Origin of the sequence: Chryseobacterium fluminis (genome assembly GCF_026314945.1) — a bacterium.
Taxonomy (GTDB): domain Bacteria; phylum Bacteroidota; class Bacteroidia; order Flavobacteriales; family Weeksellaceae; genus Chryseobacterium; species Chryseobacterium fluminis.
In genome coordinates, this window is sequence record NZ_CP111121.1 from 3,018,852 (window position 1) to 3,036,974 (window position 18,123).

An 18,123-nucleotide genomic window follows, 5' to 3' on the forward strand; every position below is an offset into this window, starting at 1 on the left:
AACGATCTGCGGTTTCTTTTTTATTTACTTAAATCTTCTTTTAATTTTTTAGCGGCGTCTTCAACTTTCGAAGCTCCTTTCGCAGCAGCAGCTTTTGCGTCTTTGCCAACTTTATTTGCTTCTGTTTTGATGTCCTGTCCTGCTTTCTGAAGGTCCTGCTTCGTTTTATCCGCAGTAGCGTCTATTCTGTCTTTTGCCTTCTGAGCGGCATCATCTATTTTATTTCCGGCTTCATCAACTTTAGTCTGAACATCTTCTTTAGTCGCATTAATTTTCGAAGTGTCAACGTTCACACCAGGTCCGGAAACCGTGGTTGTGGTCGTTGTAACCGAACCATCCGGATTTTCAGTCTGCTCTGTTTTAGTGGTTGATTTTGTGCATGATACAATTAATAGAGAAACGATACCAGCAGTCAAAATGTTTTTTTTCATATTCTATATTTTAAAATAATTTTATTGTTTTGTTGTCTCAGCAGTGGCCGGTGTTTCAGTCTTTTGCTGTTTTTTTTCCTTTTCTGTCTTTTTCTTTTCTTCGTCCTGCACCTTTTTATTCTCTTTTTCTAATTCTGCCTTTAATTTCTCCTCCTGTTGCTGGGTTTTTAAAGCCTCTTTTACAGAATCCCTGTATTTCTGTGAAGACATTCTGATCTGGCGGATAATATCTACCGATGTCGCCCCTGCAGAAAAGGAATCTTTTGGCACCGTATCATAACTTGTCTTTGGCGTATCCTGAGGATACAGATTACCGGGCTCTTTTTTAGAACACGACATTATGATAAAGAAAAAGCTAATAATTAAAAAAAGAAAGTTTTTCATAGAACTAATTTAGCAGAAATTCTGCGATTACAGGATAATGATCCGATAATTTTACAGACTGATCTACTTTATAGCTTAATGGAATAATGGATTTTGAACTGAAAATATAATCGATCCTTAGGGGAACCTTATAATCGTGAAAACTGGAGGAACTTCCGTTTCCAGCCACCAAAAAAGCATCCTGGAGGTCTTTTCCCAAATTATAATATTCATAAGAATTGGGAACAGAATTAAAATCCCCGGCCAGAATAACAGGATATGGGGAAAGATCAATAATCTTTCTTATTTTTCTGATCTGGTCTTCATGAGCCTTGAAAGTAGGAATCATGTGAGAGAGGAGGTCATTTACTTTTCCGGCCTGCTTTTCTATTCCGTTAAATTTAAGCATGGATTTATGCAGTCTGAAAGGTTCCAGATAAACATTTACAATCCTAATGATTTTACCATTGATATCAATATCGGCGTAAAAAGAATTTCCACGCGAATTATCGGTGATCAGTTCTTCCTGTCTGACGATTTTATGTTTTGTTTTCAGAATAACGGAAGGGTATTTTACAAGATCCTGCCTGATCGCCCTGTTGGTATCCCTTTCCTGTACCAGGATAATATCTGCATTCTGATCTGCAATATATTTTTTCACTTTATCCCATCCGAAATCTCCGTATTTTACATTAAATGTAAGTACCTTGATATCTCTTATGCTTTTAACATTAGCTGTTTTGGGAGTAAGATTCACCCATCGTCTGATAGGGTTATAAAAAAGAAAAATTCCGAGGACAAACGCAATGGCCACTTTCTTCTGTTTAACGATCCAGACCAAGGTTAGTACAATATATAAAGTCATTAAATAAGGGAAACCCAGTGACAGCAGATTCAGAGCCCCCAAAAGATTAGGAGGGACCCATGCATTTCCCAGTGTGCATAATAGCAATACAGCAACGGAAATATGGACAAATAACAGAATCTGGTTAAATTTCATGAAAAGCTTATAAGTAATCAAATTTAAGCAAAAACTTTACCAAGATCAATACTTTAACTTTTTTTATAAGTTTACCGGCTGAGTTTAAGGGTAGAAATTACAGGATAATGATCTGAAATTTTTACTGAACGGTCCACCTTATAACTTATCGGTCTTACCGTCTCCGAGGTAAAAATATAGTCAATTCTTATTGGAAATTTATAGTCGTGAAAGCTTGTTGCACTTCCTTTCCCTGCTTCAACAAATGCATCCTGCAAACCTTCAGACAAATGATAATATTCATAAGAATTGGGAACTGAATTAAAGTCACCGGCCAGGATTACCGGATATGGAGAACCGTCTATTCCTTTTCGAACCTCTTCTACCTGCTCCTGATGCATTTTAAAGGTCGGGATCAGCCTTCTGACGATATTTTTAAGCTTCTGTTCGTCGGCATCACTGTTGCCGTTCAGTTTCACCATCTCTTTTTCAAACTTAAAGGGCTGGAGATACACGTTAATAAAACGGTAAGTCTTCCCTTTTATTTCGATATCCGTCTGGTTGGCATAAGCATTATTGTATTCATAATCGCTGTTGATAAGCTGCTTCTGGTCAATAATTTTATATTTTGAATAGATTGAAATCAGCTGGGTTTCCGGGCCGCTTTTCAATCCTTTGAATTCATATTTTTTCTTCCCTCCATATTCCTGCAGAAGGACCACATCGGCCTGAAGACCATTAATATATTTTTCAATATTTGCCACTCCGGTACCTCCTGCTTTTACATTAAAGGAAACAATCTTTAAATCGGCAGCTTCTTTTTTATCCGGTGAGTAATTGACCCATCGTTTAACAGGACCTGTGAATATTAATCCCAGAAACATAAAGACAAATGCTCTTTTTTTCCAGCTGAAGATCCAGAAAAAAGTAAGCAGTATATACCCTGTCAACAAAACAGGGAACCCCAGAGAAAGTAAATTGAACCATGGAAATATTTTCGGCGGAACGTAAGCATTCATTAACATTCCGACTAAAAGAAGGAAAATCCCTAAATGTAAAATTAAAAATATAAGACGAACGATTTTCACAGGCTTTAATTAAAACGGTATAAATGTTTTCTCCATATTTTTGCCAAAAGAAACCCAACCAGCGCACCTCCCACGTGAGCTAAGTGAGCCGTACCACTATCATTTCCACGGTATCCCAAAAAAAGAGAAATTACTATACTGAAAATAAGAAGATGTTTGGCTTTTATAGGAAAAGGAACAAATAAAATCATAAGTTTTGTATTCGGGTAAATTGTAGCAAACGCTGCTAATACGCCAAAAATAGCTCCTGAAGCCCCAACGAGAGGAGTAGAAATTATCTTTATAATTTTTTCAATTAATTCTTTCTGCGTGGCTATTGACTCTTGGGAACCTTTCAAAATCTGATTAGTATTTGAAAAATATTCATAAATATTAAACCCAAGACTTTCTAATTCTCTCGCAAAAATTTCAACCTGAACAAATTCCCAAGCATTAAATATTACATAAGCTCCTATTCCACTAAGAAAATAAAGTATTAAGTATCTTTTTCCTCCTAATATATTTTCTAAAAAAGAAAAATTATACAACATAAACATATTAAAAAAAATATGCATTAATCCTGACCCATCTCCCAATGGAGCATGCATGAACATTGATGTAATAATCTGCCATGATTTAAAGAACGGTGAAAAAGGATAATATGCCGATAGTATTGAATATAACTGAAAATTGCCTAAAGCATAAAGAAAAAAATTAGTTATCACATAGACAACAATATTTATAATGATAATATTTCTCGTAATTGGCGGTATATTATTAAACATCTTTTTAAAATTTATTTTTAAAATCATTAAAAGGAACTTCAAAGAAGCATCTTTTCCCGTTGGGTAAAAACTCAGGAAAACCCAATGCCGTAAAATCTTTGATCAGCTGTTCCGCATCCTTTTTATAAATAAAATCGAATCTTGATTTAGACTGCAGCTTGCCCCACTGATTCTGATAAAACTGCATGAATTCTTCTTCTGTTTTATATTCCAGAATCTCAAACAGATTTTCAAGGAATTTCATCACCTGGGTTTCTTTCAGCCCTTCCGGAACGGCATCGATTCTCAATACACTTTCATGAGCGACACTTATTTCGAACCCCAGCTCCGGGAGATACTTTTTGATCGATTTATACTTTGTATTTTCAATCTCATTCATATGATACTCCAGAGAAAACAGCAGGGCATGGCTGCCCGGTGCACTTCTTTTTGTAGGTTTACTGTTCTCGGAAACCATCAGCCTGTGCATTCTGCCCAAATCCAGCATTAATGTACGGTCTCCTTTATTGAACAGCCAGTATCCATTAGGCAACCTCATTAAGTCTTCATCAAAATCTTCATCTTCAAAGAGATTGATCTTTGAAGGCTCTGCTGTGATATTGGTGTGATACATTTCGGTGAGGTTCTGAATTTCTCCCTGATTAAAAACCTCCCGCTCTTCCAAAAACGGGTTATAATCTTTATCAACGATAATCTCCGGCATTCTAAGCACTCCTCCATTGCTTTTGCTCGGTGAGGTATTCATCATACTGTCCAATTCCGGATCTCTCTCGAAATCAAGACTTGGTGCTACATTATAAATCCCTAAAGATCTTTTTATCGTAGAACGGAGCAAAGCAAATATAAGATGCTCATCCTCAAATTTCACTTCCGTTTTCTGCGGATGGATATTCACGTCTATTTTCCCGGGATCAAGATCCAGGTACAGGAAGAATGTAGGTACATAACCCGGCATCAAAAGACCGTCAAAAGCTTCCTGAACCGCTTTATTAAAGTAGGCACTTTTAAAATACCTTCCGTTCACGAAAAGAAACTGCTCACCCCGGGTCTTTTTAGCTCCTTCCGGCTTGGCAACAAATCCCTGAAGCTTACACCAGATAATATCTTCTTTAATAGGAATTAATTGTGGCTGCAACTTTCTTCCGAATACATCGACAATACGCTGCATCAGACTTCCCTTTCTGAGCCTGAAAACAGCCTCATCATCATGAAACAGAGAAAACTCCAGACCTTCATGAGCCAGGGCAACACGTTGAAATTCATCAATGACATGTCTGAATTCAACATTATTGTTTTTAAGAAACTTTCTGCGGGCAGGAACATTATAGAAAAGGTTTTTAACCAAAAAATTAGACCCTTCCGCCGTTTGTACCGGATCCTGAAACTGAAAAACGCCGCCTTCAATATAGATGTTGGTACCAATGGCGGCAGCTTTCTGTTTTGTTCTTAATTCAACCTGGGAAACTGCAGCAATAGAAGCGAGTGCCTCCCCGCGAAACCCTTTCGTTATAATCTTAAAAATATCTTCCGTCCCTCTGATTTTGGATGTCGCATGTCTTTCAAATGCCATTCTTGCATCTGTTTCGGACATGCCCTTCCCGTCATCTACAACCTGTATCAGATTTTTTCCGGCATCTCTGAGGATCAACTCAATTTTGGTAGCTTCTGCATCAATAGCATTTTCCAAAAGTTCTTTCACGATGGATGCAGGTCTTTGCACGACCTCTCCTGCCGCAATTTGGTTGGCTACATGATCCGGTAAAAGCTGAATAATATCTGACATAAAATAAGTAAATCAACTTACAAAAATAGTTAATGAAAACCGGAATTAAAACTTTAAAACGGTGAATTAAAATTTAATTATCAACATTTTGACCACTTTATCCCCATTATCAGGATCCGTTTAAGTTTGGAAAATGACCCTTTTGTTTCCCTGTCTTTTAAAAGCACACCCCTTTTCCATGACAGAGAAGGGGTGTTTCACAGCTAGTTTACACAAAATTAATACTGATATTTATATCTTTTAGTATGGTCTGATGATCATGTACTCATCAGAATATCTATTCATCGAATACAAGCTTGCGCTTTTTTTCTCTTTTTGTTTTAAGTTCAGGAACTCCATGAATTTTATCGTACAGGTAGGCCATTAGATTTGGCTTCTTGTAAATTTTGCTGTACCTGTACTGGGTGTTGAAGTGTCTGATGTGAATTTTATAGGCATCATACCCGATCACGACTAAGAGACAGAGACTAATGACGTAAAATACTCTGAATTCCAGGTAATAATAAGTCAGCCCGGAGAACACTGCACCAAAAACATAGGCAACCATGATACTTGATAAAAGTTTGGCTCTTCCGATCAGTTCCCCGTTCTTCCTGAATTTCTTCTGCGTAAACATGGAAAACAGAATTCCAAGGTCGGTGGTGGTCCCCGTAAGGTGGGTCGTCTTCACGGAGAAATTGGAGATACTTGCCGTGAGACCATTCTGAAGACCTGTGGCAAACAGCATCAATGCGACCAGGTATTCCGTTTCTTCCAGTGTTTTCTGGTAGAAAAACTGCCCGTATACTCCTACAAACAACAAACAGATGATCTCCAGCACAATAGGCATCGAATGAGCAAAATATTTGCTTTTTTTATTGAAATTAATGACAATAAAATTCGATACGAAGCTTCCGAAGAAGAAAAGGAAGATCCAAAGTCCTACCACCGCTACCTGCGTCCAGTTTCCTTTACTGATCTCTGCTGCCAGGATAGCATAGTGCCCTGTCACGTTTGACGTAAAAGAGAGAAATATTAATAGGGATGCTATATTTATAGTACCTGCCGTAAAGGCAGTCAGCGTTCCCAATCTGATGTTGTCTCCCAACGTCCTGCTGTTACTATAATTCCTTAACATTGTAATAATTTTTAAATAATGGATTATTTTCTAGACCTCAACAAAAATCTCAGCCAACCTTCCTCTTTCGGGAAGCTTTTCCGGAATCTCAACCTTTACTTCATAAGATGGCAGATCCTTACAGTTTTTAATGTAGGGAATAAGGTCGAACTTGCCCTTTCCCTTGCTCTTAATCGAAGGCGAATAGTATGCCTCTTCAATATTTTCTGCCTTTACATAATTATTAAAGGCCCTCTGGAAACTTCCCGTAAAAACATCGCAAAGGATCTTATTGATCAGGTGAGGATATTTATTTTTTATGATTCCGAAAGCTTCGTTAAATTCCTGTGGTTTTATTTTGTTAAAAACCGTGCTCTTCGTCGTAAAGAGAAGATCTCTTATCGAATCTCCCATGTCATATCCTGAAACCAGCATAATGTCATACTGATTCGGGTCTTCATTCGTATCTTTCTCTTTGAGTATTTTCTTTAATATATTCAATGACTCAAGAGAGTAATCTGTGGCAATTAAAATTTTTCTGGTCATATGATGTATTATTTAGTTCCGTATTATCGTAATTTGATAATACAAAACTATCATGACCAAATTAAAAGGGCTTTGGAATAGAATTAAAATGTGATTAAAGAGATTAGAATGAGATTAGAAAATTGTTAACAGGAGTTAATATCACTCAAGAAGCCGGTGAAATAGACCCTAAAGCAAAGCTTGCGTCGGAGCAGGCTGACAATACCGATTATACTTCTTTGCTTTCCTGCTGCATGGTGCTGTAAAAATTAGGAAAGCGCATCTGAACGGTTGTTCCCTGGTTTTCATGAGAACTTACGATCAGTTCACCGTGGTGCATTCTTACAATATTTCTTGCCAGGGGAAGACCTATTCCGTATCCTTCGTAATTTTTGGTATTCGAAGCCCGAAAAAAAGGATCATATATTTTATTCATTTCCACTTCCGGGATTCCGATGCCGTAATCTTTTACAATGATGTACACATCTGTATCCGTCGCGCCCAGGGAAACTTTAACCTGCTGGAAGTCGGAATACTTACAGCCGTTGTTAATAATATTAGTCACGGCAAGATGCAGAAGCTGTTCATTTCCCTGAACTTTCAGTTTTTTCGGATTATCCGGCAGCATGCTTATATCCAGATAAATATTATTTCTTGAATCCAGCCTTCTCAATGTTTCGATAACGTCCCAGAGCAGCTGGTCGATTCTTACTTTATCAATTTTCTGAATTTTCCCGTCAAAGCCGGTTTGGGCAATCATCAGAAGTGCCTTGATCTTTTTATCAAGCTTTTCCGCTTCATCCAGAATGACTTCCAGGGTTTCTTTATATTCACCGGCCGTTCTGCCGATTGAAAGCGCAACATCAGCTTCACCCATGATAGAGGTGAGAGGCGTTCTCAGTTCGTGAGATACATTTCCGATCAGGTGGTTCTGCGTTTCAAAGGAGGTCTCAATACGGTTCAGCATATCATTAAAGGTATCCACCAATTCGTTAAGTTCTTTGTTATCCGGCTGAGCTTCCAACCGTAAATGAAGATTTTCAGAGCTTATCTCTTTTACCTTTCCTGTAATCTTTAAAATCGGCTTAAATAGGGTTTTAGACAGATAGAAAGAAAAGATCATACTGAAGAAAAGTGAAAGCACGATACAGGTGATCAGAGTTCTCTTTAAAAAACCTAAATAATAAACGACGTAGTGGTTTTTAGCTGACGCAATGGCAATATAATCTTTATCCTCATATTTAAAAGTCTGCCCGATATAATAAAATTCTTTATCATTATAATTGGCTTCGCCATTCCTTACAATGCTCTTAAAGAAATAATCCGGAATATGCACTTCATGAGAGATCTTCTTAAAATTGGAATCTGCAGGCACCGCGAACACATAATCTTTTTCCATAGGCAGTTCCTCATCATTGAGACTGTTGAGCACATAATTTTCCGGCAGATCCAGATCTTCTTTGCTTTTTTCGATCTGTATAATGGTAGTCGTACGGATTTTCAGCAATTCGTAAAACCGCTGGTGTGAAAAATTAACGATGGAGAAATAAACCAAACCGCTAAACAGTAATATGATGGCAGTAAAAACCAACATCAGGAGAACCATCGTTTTGGTTTGATTGGTGATCACTTTATTAAACATTCGTTACGGCTTTTTTAATACATACCCCATTCCTATCACCGTGTGGATGATTTTATTATCATCATGATGATCTAACTTCTTTCTCAGATAGTTCACATATACATCCACCACGTTGGTTCCCAGTTCATAATTAACGCCCCATACCGCGTCTAAAATTTCAGCCCTTGAAATTACTTTTTCAGGATTATTAAGGAAATACATCAGAAGCTTATATTCTGTGGAAGTAAGAGAAATTTCCTCGCCTCCACGGGTAACTTTTTTGGTATAATCATTCAGGATCAGATCTGAAAACTGAAAAACATATTCATTATCAATTTCCGGCTCTTCAACTTCCTGAATATTTCCATTACTCCTTCTCAACAAAGATTTTACACGGGCCACCAATTCGATAAATTTAAACGGCTTCACCAGATAGTCATCTCCTCCACTTTCCAGTCCGAGAACAATATTTTCGGAAGCTCCCAAAGCTGTTAAAAACAAAATAGGGACATGCTTATTGGTTTTTCTGATCTCTTTACAGACATCCAACCCGTTCATTTCAGGAAGCATAATATCTAAAATTACCAGATCAAATTCGTTGGACTGCACCAGATTCACACCGGTACGCCCGTCAAAAGCCACGGAAATTTCATATCCGTTTTCCTGGAGCCCTTTTTTTATAAAAGAGACCACGCTCGTTTCATCTTCGATCAGAATAATTTTTTTCATTGAAATAAGGAATTAGACAAAAATAGAAAATTATTTCGGGAATAACCAGCTTCGACCGGAAGTGAATAACAGACATTGAAACGATTAGACCGTAAAAAGAATACGGAAGTCAACGGACTGTTTTTGATGGATTATATTGACTCACTTATCAGAAAATCAATATATAGATTTTTCCGTCAATAGGATTATTGTATTTCCGGATGACATCTTTCAGATAATTATTCATGTCCTTATACGAAGCATCTCTGCTTCCGCTGAATTTATAATCAAACTGATCTCCGGAAGTATTAACTAATTTAAAGTTCTGGGAACCCGGATCTTTCAAGAAATTGAAGATAAATGTGTCTGCCTTTTTCTTGCTTATTTTAACATATTTTGTCTTGGAGAAAGTCTCGGCATAGCCTGAGGAAGTGCTTTTTATAAGTTCTATCATTTCAAAGCTATAGTCTCCGTCTTCAGAATATACTTTCAGAATTAAACCCGGCAAACCGGAGAATTTGTAGGGTCCTGCTGAAATTGGAATTTCAGGAGAAAATAAGGCAGTCCATTTTCTGCCATCCAGCTCTATTTTGGCTTCCTGAACTTTATAACCGCTAAAATCAGAAGTTTTATTATTAACCGTCCAGCCGGTTTTTAAAGGTTCATTAAAAACATAGTACAGGTCATTAAAATTTCCGTAATAAGAATATCTTTTATCTTCCTGTATCACTGTAAACCGCAGATAAGGCACCCGATTTTCTTTCGCATCGGCCATTGAATCATCTTTATTGCTAAAATTGTAGAAAATACTTTTAGAAGCCGAGGTTTCCAAACGCATATATTCTGTTTTGAGATCAGTATTATCCTTTTTGGGGTGAAAGTTTACTTTGTATAAGATCTGATAGTTTTGTGAAAACCCAAAAAATCCACTCGCAAAACAGAGTATAAAAAATAAATATTTCAGTTTGAGAATGGTCATTTATTATTAAATTTTTCTTTTAATACTTTAAGATAATATTCTTTATTTTCACTATTAATTTTATTATAATAATTAAATTTATTTTTAAAATAATAGGCCTGACATTTTTCAGGAAGATACTGGTTTACAGGATCATCTCCGGTATTTTCAATAACGGTATATTTTGGCAGAGTAATACCAAGCTGACTGCTGTATCTGGCCAGTTCACTCAGATTAGAATATTGGAATCTAACATCACAGTCAAAATTTTCAATATCCTTTACCATGTAGGTATTGTAGTAATACAACATCAACTCTTTAGATTGATGGTCAAGTGTTTTCTTGCCGGTCAGAAAAAGAAACAATGATGAAATCCAATCCTGAACAGCATATTTTTCCATCCGTTTGTATCTTTCATCCTCCCTTCCAAGCGGTGAAGCATTCATAGATCTTATTTTTGCCAGATATTCCGAAAGTATAAGCTCAGAAAAATTGATGAGTTCTTTGGTGTTTTTCTTTGAATAAAAGATATTCTGATATTTCACAACATTCTTGTACAGAATAGTATGCTGTTGATTGACTATCAATTTATGTAGCTCACCCTTATCACCCTTGAAATCAACATCATTATAATCATTTACAGTAAGATCTAATGATTCCCCACTGTTAAGAAAAATGGGTAAGGCCTGCTCTGTACTCTTTCCGTCATTCAGGGTAATATAGAGAAAATTAAGATCCTTACCGGTAATGGTTTTGGTTTCTCCCGTTTTAAGTTTAACCTTGTTATTATTGTATCGAAGTGTGATTACCGAAGTATTTTTATTTTCAATCGATATTTTCTGACCCGATCCCCACAAAAAAAGAAGCAGGAAAAGAATAATGTATACTTTACGATTTAAATACAATAAGCTTATTTTATGTAAATGAGACAAGGGTTTATTTTAGTTTTCACAAATATAATAATTCCAAAGAAGTTTCCATTGCATACATCTTCTTTCCGTGGCTGATTATCTCTATTTCCAATGTCGTAAGCTGTGGCAGTCGTAAAACCGGCAATTCCACGATCACCACCATAGATTGCCAACCCCTGTAAAAAAAATACATTTGACTATATTTTTAACATCATTCTTAAGCTGAAAACATTCTTTAAAGAGAATTGTCGCATTATAAATCATTAACTACCAGTTAATTAAATTTAACACCACATATTATTCATGTTAAGTTCACATATGTTTACAAATCGTCATTTAATTCTAACATTATAGATTTAAATTCACTTTTACAATTTCCAAAACGATCACATTTATGAAAACGAAATTATTTTCACTTATTGTTTTAGTAAGCTGCTTCATGGGAGCTCAGACTAAAAAAGTTCTATTTATCGGTATTGATGGTTGCCGTCCGGATGTTATGATGTCCGTCAACACGCCCAATATTCACAGCCTGATCAGCCAGTCTATCTATTCGCTGGACGGGCTTTGTGCCGCAACAACCTGGAGCGGAAACGGATGGAGCACGATGCTTACGGGAGTCTGGCACACCAAGCATCATGTTCAGGACAATAATTTCAGCAATCCTAATTTTGCCAACTACCCTGATTTTCTTACAAGGGCAGAGACCTACAATCCCAACTTAAGGACTATTTCGCTGGCGCATTGGGCGATGATTAATGATAAGATTGTTGAAAATGCAGATGTACAGACTAATTTTGCCAGTGATCTGGCAGTAAAAAATGCAGCCGTCAATGCTTTACAGACTGACAATCCGGATATTTTATTTGTTGATTTCGATGATGTGGATCATTCCGGGCATTCCTATGGATTTAATGCCAACACGCCCCAGTATGTTTCATCCATAGAGACTACCGATACCTATATCGGTGAGATCGTCAATGCGATGAAAGCGAGATCTACCTACAGTGATGAAGACTGGCTGGTGGTATTAACGACGGACCATGGTGCTACAGACACCTCTCATGGCGGAGGAGATCTTTCTGAACGAGATATTTTTACCATATATTCCAACCCGGGGTTTACCCCTCAGCAGATCAGTAAAACCGTTCTGGAATCTAACAAAACATTCAGCCAGTTGAGTTTTCCGGCAGGGACGTATGCAAAACCTGCCAATCAGGCGCCCTTTAACTTCGGTGCCAGCCAGGATTTCACCATTGAATTCTGGGTGAAACCCAACGCAGGCTATTCAAGCGATCCGGTAATGCTGAGCAATAAAAACTGGGACAACGGAAGTAACAAAGGTTTTGTCATTTCAGGATACTCGGGACAGACCTTCAGGATGAATATCGGTGACGGAACCAACAGGATAGATCTTACAGGCGGAAAAGCAGAAACCAACCAGTGGAAACATATCGCGGTAAGTTTTGACAGAGACGGATTGGTCACAATGTACGAGGATGGCGTTCCCGTAACTTTTGCCAAAATGAATATCATTGGAAATATCGATTCCGGACTTCCTTTAACAATCAACCAGGATGGGACCAATACTTATAATCTCAACTTATCCGCTTCTTATAAAGACATCAGGATCTGGAATTCGGCACTGCCCAATGACGTTATTGTCGAGTGGGCAAACCAGGGTATTACGCCTTCACATCCCTACTACAACCAGTTACTGGCCAATTATACATGCGACCAGGCTTTAGGGAACACATTAATTGATTCCAGCCCCCACAACAACAATGCGGTTATTACCGGTACTCCGGCTTTCGCTGCTAATACTTCGGCTACATTTAAAATTTATAATTACCTGAACACCCCCAGGGAAACAGACCATCTGCCGACGGTTTTGAACTGGCTCTGCATTCCTGTCCAGTCGTCATGGGGCATTGATGGTGTCAACAGAATCCCTGTCTGTCAGAGCGGAAGTTTATCTGCATCAGATACGGCTGAGGCCACCTATGATCATCTTAAAATATTTCCAAATCCTGCTTCACAGAGCATCAACATTCAGTTCAGGTCAGAAGATAAAGAAATGAAAACGGAGATTATTGATTCAAAAGGATCAGTTGTTTTATTAAAAAAGATAAAGTCTCGTAATGGATATTATGATGAAAAAATCGATACAGGCCGTCTCGCCAGTGGCATCTATTTTATTAAAATCAGCGGACCTTCAAAATCTTTGTCAAAAACCTTTATAAAAAAATAGTTTGAGCAATAAATAAGTAATAGATTTTCATTTTTGATATCAGGACAAAGATCATCCGGTCCCAGTTCTGATATCTTTTTTTATGAGTGATGCCTCCAGTCCCGAATTATTTTGCAATACAATGCTGATAGGAGAATCGCTAACCGGAATATGTTAAAACAGATTTCCTGTAGTTTCATTTTCAGGATCAATGAAATTAATAAATAAAGACACCGAATAAACAAAAAAAGCTGATAATCTAAAATTATCAGCTTTTTAAAGTACCCCGGGCGGGGGTACTATATAATTTTCTTTAATTTTTATTTTTTTTTAATTGATTTATATTCAATAACTTCGATATATAGAATAATTAGGTAATATAAATTTTTCAAATTTAAACCAATTTGAATTTAACCACCCTTTTAGCCACCCTTTATTTTATTTTAATAAATTTAAATACAGAATGAAGTTAGTTTTTGAATTAAGAAAGGAAAAGATTAATAAAAATGGTTCAATTCCAATTCAACTTACTATTAGAAATGATGGTATAAGAATTAGAAAAAACACAGGTTTAACTGTTTTAGAAAACCATTGGACAGGTCACCGAGTAAAACCAAATTTAAAAAAAGAAACTGATAATAACTACCAGCTTATTAATGATGATTTGCAAAGAATAGAAGAAAAGGTTTCTAAAATATTTCTTTATCTGCTTTCAATTTATCCTAATCCAATTAAAAATGGTGAATATTTGTATCTTAATAAAAAGGTAAATGAAATCCTTATTTATAATAGTGAAGGAAGACTGATTAATAAATCAAACTTAAAAAGCAATTCAATATTAATAGATAATCTATTGGAAGGTATCTATTTTCTTAAAACAGAAAATATGACCCATAAATTTATAGTTAATTAGTAATCTTTAAGACAAAAATCCATCTCAAACAATTTTGAAGATGGATTTTTATAAGTTTATTTTCAACTTAAAAAGAAAAAACTGTTCAGGTTTTAGAAATCCTGCCGTTAAGCTGTTCAGATTTTATAAATCCTGTTTTTTTGTTGGTAAAAATAGTATATTTTCTTTAAAAAACAATTTTTGACGGTTTCAAACTATTAATAAATTTTTCAGTCATCACTTCTTCAGACTGCTCGTTTCTTCAAAACGCTTGTCACTCGTTGCTCCTTTGTTCAAAATTTTTTATTTCTTGAGATTTTTTACGCTGTCGAAAATTCCTGTATTTCAACATTTAGATCTTCGAGTGTAGTTAAATAACTATTAATGACATTAAAATGAGCATTAGTAAGAGCTTGCATATCTAGATAAGCGGAATGTGCATCATTTGCTATATCAAGAACCTCTATCGCAATAGCATCTCTTGGAACATGATTCTTTGATAATTCAATTATAGGTAATAAAAAATTTGCATCAATTTTGTTATGATCAGCTGTTGATGTGTCATCATTTGCAATATCAGATTGTGTTAATTTAAAATATTCTTGCATAAATATATCATCAGCATTATAAGCCCATTCTATTCTTCCAGCATTTTCTCTATAATTAACGGCTCTCAAGTTAGAGAATTTAAAGAATTTTGTGTACAAAATTTGTCTATACCCATTTTTAAATTTTGTCTCATGAATATTATGTTTTGAGATAAAGTTATTTAGTTCTGATCTCAAATTTTCCAAAATCGTATCATTAGAATACAAACTAGCTAGCAGGTGATTTAAAGTTGTTATTCCTTGATCAGATTTTTCATTGTATAAAGTTCTTACTTTAATAAATTTTAAAAAATTTACTTGAAGTATAGGATTAATTTTTAATCTGAAATCTTTGTTTTCTATATATTCTTTCAAAAAACCAATTTGTACTTGAACGTTGTTTTGTAATTCCTGTAGATTATTTATAAACAATTCATTCTCAGATTTGATATTTCTTTCCTCCTCAGAAGCTTTATCTTTTTTATCCCGTTTATAAGTTCTTTCACCTAAATAATATGCAAACCAGATACTTAAAACTGTTATAGTGAGTGTTGACAAGAGTGATAGCCAACCAAACCAGCCCGGAGAGCTACTTTCAAACTCTCCAAATTGAAAATTAATTAGTGACATTTTATAGATTTTTTTTTCTAATCATTTGCCTTTTAAAAAAATCCATTAACTCCTATAAAATTATCCATACCATTGAAAGACATAAGTATTTCTATATTTTCTTCAACTGTATTACTTAAAAGAGATTCAATTGGAAGATAACTTGATTTATGCTCCGAATTTCCTTCGAAAATAAATATCATATTTAATTTATTGAAATTGAAAATGAAGGTACTTTTATTATATCCTTCATGTTTTATCAACTTTCTCATTCTATTAGTCTGACAATCGAAATCATAAAGATCTGCAAATTCATGCTCTTCCTTCAATTTAGTTATCATATTTTTTACAGTTTCAAAATATGCCAGGTTTTTGTCTTCATCCGCTTCTTTAGCTAAAATAAGGTTGTCTATAATTTCTTTGAATCGAGCTCCTGTTTTTGCAGCATTCAATTGAGGTTCAATAAAATTATACTTTGAATTTATCCATCTCTGTTTATTGACAAAAATGTGATCTTTCAAAATATTAATGATTATATAAGAACTATCTTGATTATACAATGTGAAAAAATTCGTTTCACTATTGTTAAATCCTTGGTCAAGTAAAAGTGCACAATATTCTTTTATGACTTTCTGTTGATTGTCATCAAAACTTGTCCATGTTAAATCTAAATTCATAATATTAGTTTTTGAATGTTATTATCTTTACAAATCTTTTCAATACAGATATCACTATGAATTGAAGAATACCCCCTCTTATAAATCATTTTAGAAGATTAGAATATTCCTAAAAATTTATATTTAATATTTAAATATAAATTAAAAACTATGAAGGAAAAGTTTTCCTAAATCATCTCGGTCATTTAGCTCCAAGCAAATTTCATCATGCGTGAAAATATATTTTTCCCCTTTTTCATCAGTAGGTATATCCGAATCAATCAATGATAGGATGTATTGTAAATCATATTCATCACAGATGCTTTTTACCTTGTTCAATAATTTGATTTTTATACGATCATCGAGCCCTTCTAAAATTCCATCGTGATAAGCAAATCTATAAAAAGAATTTTTACGATAGTGAATTAATAGAGCCAAATCAAAAGCCATACAAAGTATTTTTTTATATGTAGTACCCTGTGATTCAGAAGTAGTTAATAGATCGGCTGGATTTTGATAATCAGCACTGTATTCTACATTTCCTTGCTTGTTCAGCTGTATTGATATTAAAGCATTGGTTCCGAGAATATCAACAATAATATTATTGAAAATTCTGTTTATCTCTGCGTGCTTTCTTTTGCTCACAGCCTCCCTAATCGCTGTTACCGCATTTTCGACCTGCAAATGTATTCCCTGAATTTGTTCATCGATTTCCAAAGATTGGTCAACAGCTTTTATCTTATCATAAATTCTACTAATTTCTGCTTCTAATTTAGAAAGCTTTTTTTGGTATGATTTAAATTTTTCATAACTATCTTTCTCAGTCAGAAATGCAAGCTTATCACTTTTATCAATTTCAAGGCTTTTAAGTTCTTTATTTACAGCAGTAATCTGTGTCTTTAAATCTTCTAAATTTTCATTTAGATATTTCTTTCTGTCTATAGATATTGCTTCATTGAATTTTATTAAGTCTGAATAGTCTTTCTTTAAAACCTCAGGAAAATAAAGTTCAGTTTCTCTATATAATTCTTCTAAATCCTGAATTTTAATATTTAGATTTAAATGGGACAAAGACTCTTCAAGCTTGTTGACTTCATAATCCAAGCGATAACGCTCTGTGTTCAAGAGTTGTATTTTATTATCTATTTGCTCAATCAATTCTTTGTTAAGGCTTTTGTCCTGTTCAAAAAAATTAAATTTATCAATAGTGTGTAATGCTACTTCTAAATCCTGTTTTTTAATATCAAGCAAACCTTCTAATTTATCTTTGTCTTCAATGTTTATGCGAGCTTCTTCTTTCAGAACTTTTATAATTCCTTTTTTCTTTTCAATATCATCCTCTAATGATAGTTTTTTAATTATCAAATTACTGTCATATCCCAGGAGCTCAAATACAAAAGGTTTCCAATCAATATGTTTTCCTTTGAACTTGTCCAATTTGTAGACGTCAAGAAAATCTTGTTGTGTTCTTAAAAAATATGTAATAGTTTTTCGATAGTCAAAATTTATAACAACATCAAATCCCAAATATTCATTTAATTTTTTTCTAGACTTGTCGAAAGGAAGATTTTCTTCATCCCAAATAATAGGAGGATTAAAGTTTTGACTTTTATTGTCATCGATCTTAAATGAAATTTTCGTATTAGTATCTATTTCCCTTCTTATGGTAAGGTATTGTCCATTATTCAACTTTAGCTCCCCATAAAATATAACACCTCTGAAAATATCATTTTCAAATATTTTTTTATTGAAAGAACCTAAAAGAATAAAATTGATTACGTGTATTAAAGATGTCTTTCCTAGGTTATGAGTGTCTTTTTTATTTAATTTATCATTGATAGTAGCCAATACTACATTGAATTTTGGATTAAACTCAATGTTCTTAAGATTTTTGTTAGCGTATATTTTGACTAATTTCATTA

Annotated in this window: 18 protein-coding genes; 2 read left to right on the forward strand and 16 right to left on the reverse strand. The window is 34.8% G+C overall.

The window, feature by feature from the left end:
* Positions 1 to 20: 20 nt before the first annotated feature.
* From ODZ84_RS13770 to ODZ84_RS13830, 13 genes are all read right to left on the reverse strand, one after another.
* Entirely contained in the window at positions 21 to 431 is a 411-nt protein-coding gene (locus ODZ84_RS13770; protein WP_266172941.1) for a hypothetical protein, read from the reverse strand.
* Positions 432 to 452: 21 nt separating this feature from the next.
* Positions 453 to 815 (reverse strand): hypothetical protein, encoded by a 363-nt coding sequence (locus tag ODZ84_RS13775; protein WP_266172942.1) that lies wholly within the window; start codon positions 813 to 815, stop codon positions 453 to 455.
* Positions 816 to 819: 4 nt separating this feature from the next.
* On the reverse strand, positions 820 to 1,794 hold the full coding sequence (locus ODZ84_RS13780; protein WP_266172943.1) for an endonuclease/exonuclease/phosphatase family protein: 975 nt from the start codon (positions 1,792 to 1,794) through the stop codon (positions 820 to 822).
* 71 nt (positions 1,795 to 1,865) lie between these two features.
* On the reverse strand, positions 1,866 to 2,861 hold the full coding sequence (locus ODZ84_RS13785; RefSeq protein ID WP_266172944.1) for an endonuclease/exonuclease/phosphatase family protein: 996 nt from the start codon (positions 2,859 to 2,861) through the stop codon (positions 1,866 to 1,868).
* 5 nt (positions 2,862 to 2,866) lie between these two features.
* Complete coding sequence (locus ODZ84_RS13790; RefSeq protein ID WP_266172945.1) at positions 2,867 to 3,625, reverse strand: rhomboid family intramembrane serine protease; 759 nt, start codon at positions 3,623 to 3,625, stop codon at positions 2,867 to 2,869.
* A gap of 4 nt (positions 3,626 to 3,629) precedes the next feature.
* A complete protein-coding gene (gene mutL / locus ODZ84_RS13795) occupies positions 3,630 to 5,408 on the reverse strand; it encodes a DNA mismatch repair endonuclease MutL (RefSeq protein WP_266172946.1) in 1,779 nt (592 codons plus the stop codon).
* 277 nt (positions 5,409 to 5,685) lie between these two features.
* Positions 5,686 to 6,525, reverse strand: a complete 840-nt coding sequence (locus tag ODZ84_RS13800; protein ID WP_266172947.1) for a YoaK family protein — start codon at positions 6,523 to 6,525, stop codon at positions 5,686 to 5,688.
* Between the two features lie 30 nt (positions 6,526 to 6,555).
* Positions 6,556 to 7,050, reverse strand: coding sequence for a hypothetical protein (locus ODZ84_RS13805; RefSeq protein WP_266172948.1), 495 nt, complete (start codon positions 7,048 to 7,050; stop codon positions 6,556 to 6,558).
* Between the two features lie 208 nt (positions 7,051 to 7,258).
* Positions 7,259 to 8,671 carry a sensor histidine kinase gene (locus ODZ84_RS13810; protein ID WP_266172950.1) on the reverse strand — a complete coding sequence of 471 codons (1,413 nt, stop codon included), beginning with the start codon at positions 8,669 to 8,671 and terminating at the stop codon, positions 7,259 to 7,261.
* 3 nt (positions 8,672 to 8,674) lie between these two features.
* Positions 8,675 to 9,379 carry a response regulator transcription factor gene (locus tag ODZ84_RS13815; protein ID WP_266172951.1) on the reverse strand — a complete coding sequence of 235 codons (705 nt, stop codon included), beginning with the start codon at positions 9,377 to 9,379 and terminating at the stop codon, positions 8,675 to 8,677.
* Between the two features lie 148 nt (positions 9,380 to 9,527).
* Positions 9,528 to 10,337 (reverse strand): GLPGLI family protein, encoded by an 810-nt coding sequence (locus ODZ84_RS13820; protein WP_266172952.1) that lies wholly within the window; start codon positions 10,335 to 10,337, stop codon positions 9,528 to 9,530.
* A complete protein-coding gene (locus ODZ84_RS13825; protein ID WP_266172953.1) occupies positions 10,334 to 11,221 on the reverse strand; it encodes a hypothetical protein in 888 nt (295 codons plus the stop codon). The genes ODZ84_RS13820 and ODZ84_RS13825 overlap by 4 nt, the downstream gene beginning before the upstream one ends.
* A gap of 43 nt (positions 11,222 to 11,264) precedes the next feature.
* Positions 11,265 to 11,420, reverse strand: coding sequence for a hypothetical protein (locus tag ODZ84_RS13830; protein ID WP_266172954.1), 156 nt, complete (start codon positions 11,418 to 11,420; stop codon positions 11,265 to 11,267).
* A gap of 201 nt (positions 11,421 to 11,621) precedes the next feature.
* Between ODZ84_RS13830 and ODZ84_RS13835 the strand changes: the two genes are divergently transcribed.
* Both ODZ84_RS13835 and ODZ84_RS13840 read left to right on the forward strand, forming a co-directional pair.
* Positions 11,622 to 13,478, forward strand: coding sequence for an alkaline phosphatase family protein (locus ODZ84_RS13835; RefSeq protein WP_266172955.1), 1,857 nt, complete (start codon positions 11,622 to 11,624; stop codon positions 13,476 to 13,478).
* Between the two features lie 442 nt (positions 13,479 to 13,920).
* Positions 13,921 to 14,370: a T9SS type A sorting domain-containing protein gene (locus tag ODZ84_RS13840; protein ID WP_266172956.1), complete on the forward strand. Its 450-nt coding sequence runs from the start codon at positions 13,921 to 13,923 to the stop codon at positions 14,368 to 14,370.
* Between the two features lie 299 nt (positions 14,371 to 14,669).
* Here ODZ84_RS13840 and ODZ84_RS13845 read toward each other — a convergent pair whose 3' ends face one another.
* From ODZ84_RS13845 to ODZ84_RS13855, 3 genes are all read right to left on the reverse strand, one after another.
* Positions 14,670 to 15,566 (reverse strand): hypothetical protein, encoded by an 897-nt coding sequence (locus ODZ84_RS13845; protein WP_266172957.1) that lies wholly within the window; start codon positions 15,564 to 15,566, stop codon positions 14,670 to 14,672.
* Between the two features lie 32 nt (positions 15,567 to 15,598).
* Positions 15,599 to 16,222, reverse strand: coding sequence for a hypothetical protein (locus ODZ84_RS13850; protein WP_266172958.1), 624 nt, complete (start codon positions 16,220 to 16,222; stop codon positions 15,599 to 15,601).
* Positions 16,223 to 16,363: 141 nt separating this feature from the next.
* On the reverse strand, positions 16,364 to 18,121 hold the full coding sequence (locus tag ODZ84_RS13855; RefSeq protein ID WP_266172959.1) for a DUF2326 domain-containing protein: 1,758 nt from the start codon (positions 18,119 to 18,121) through the stop codon (positions 16,364 to 16,366).
* Positions 18,122 to 18,123: the final 2 nt, after the last annotated feature.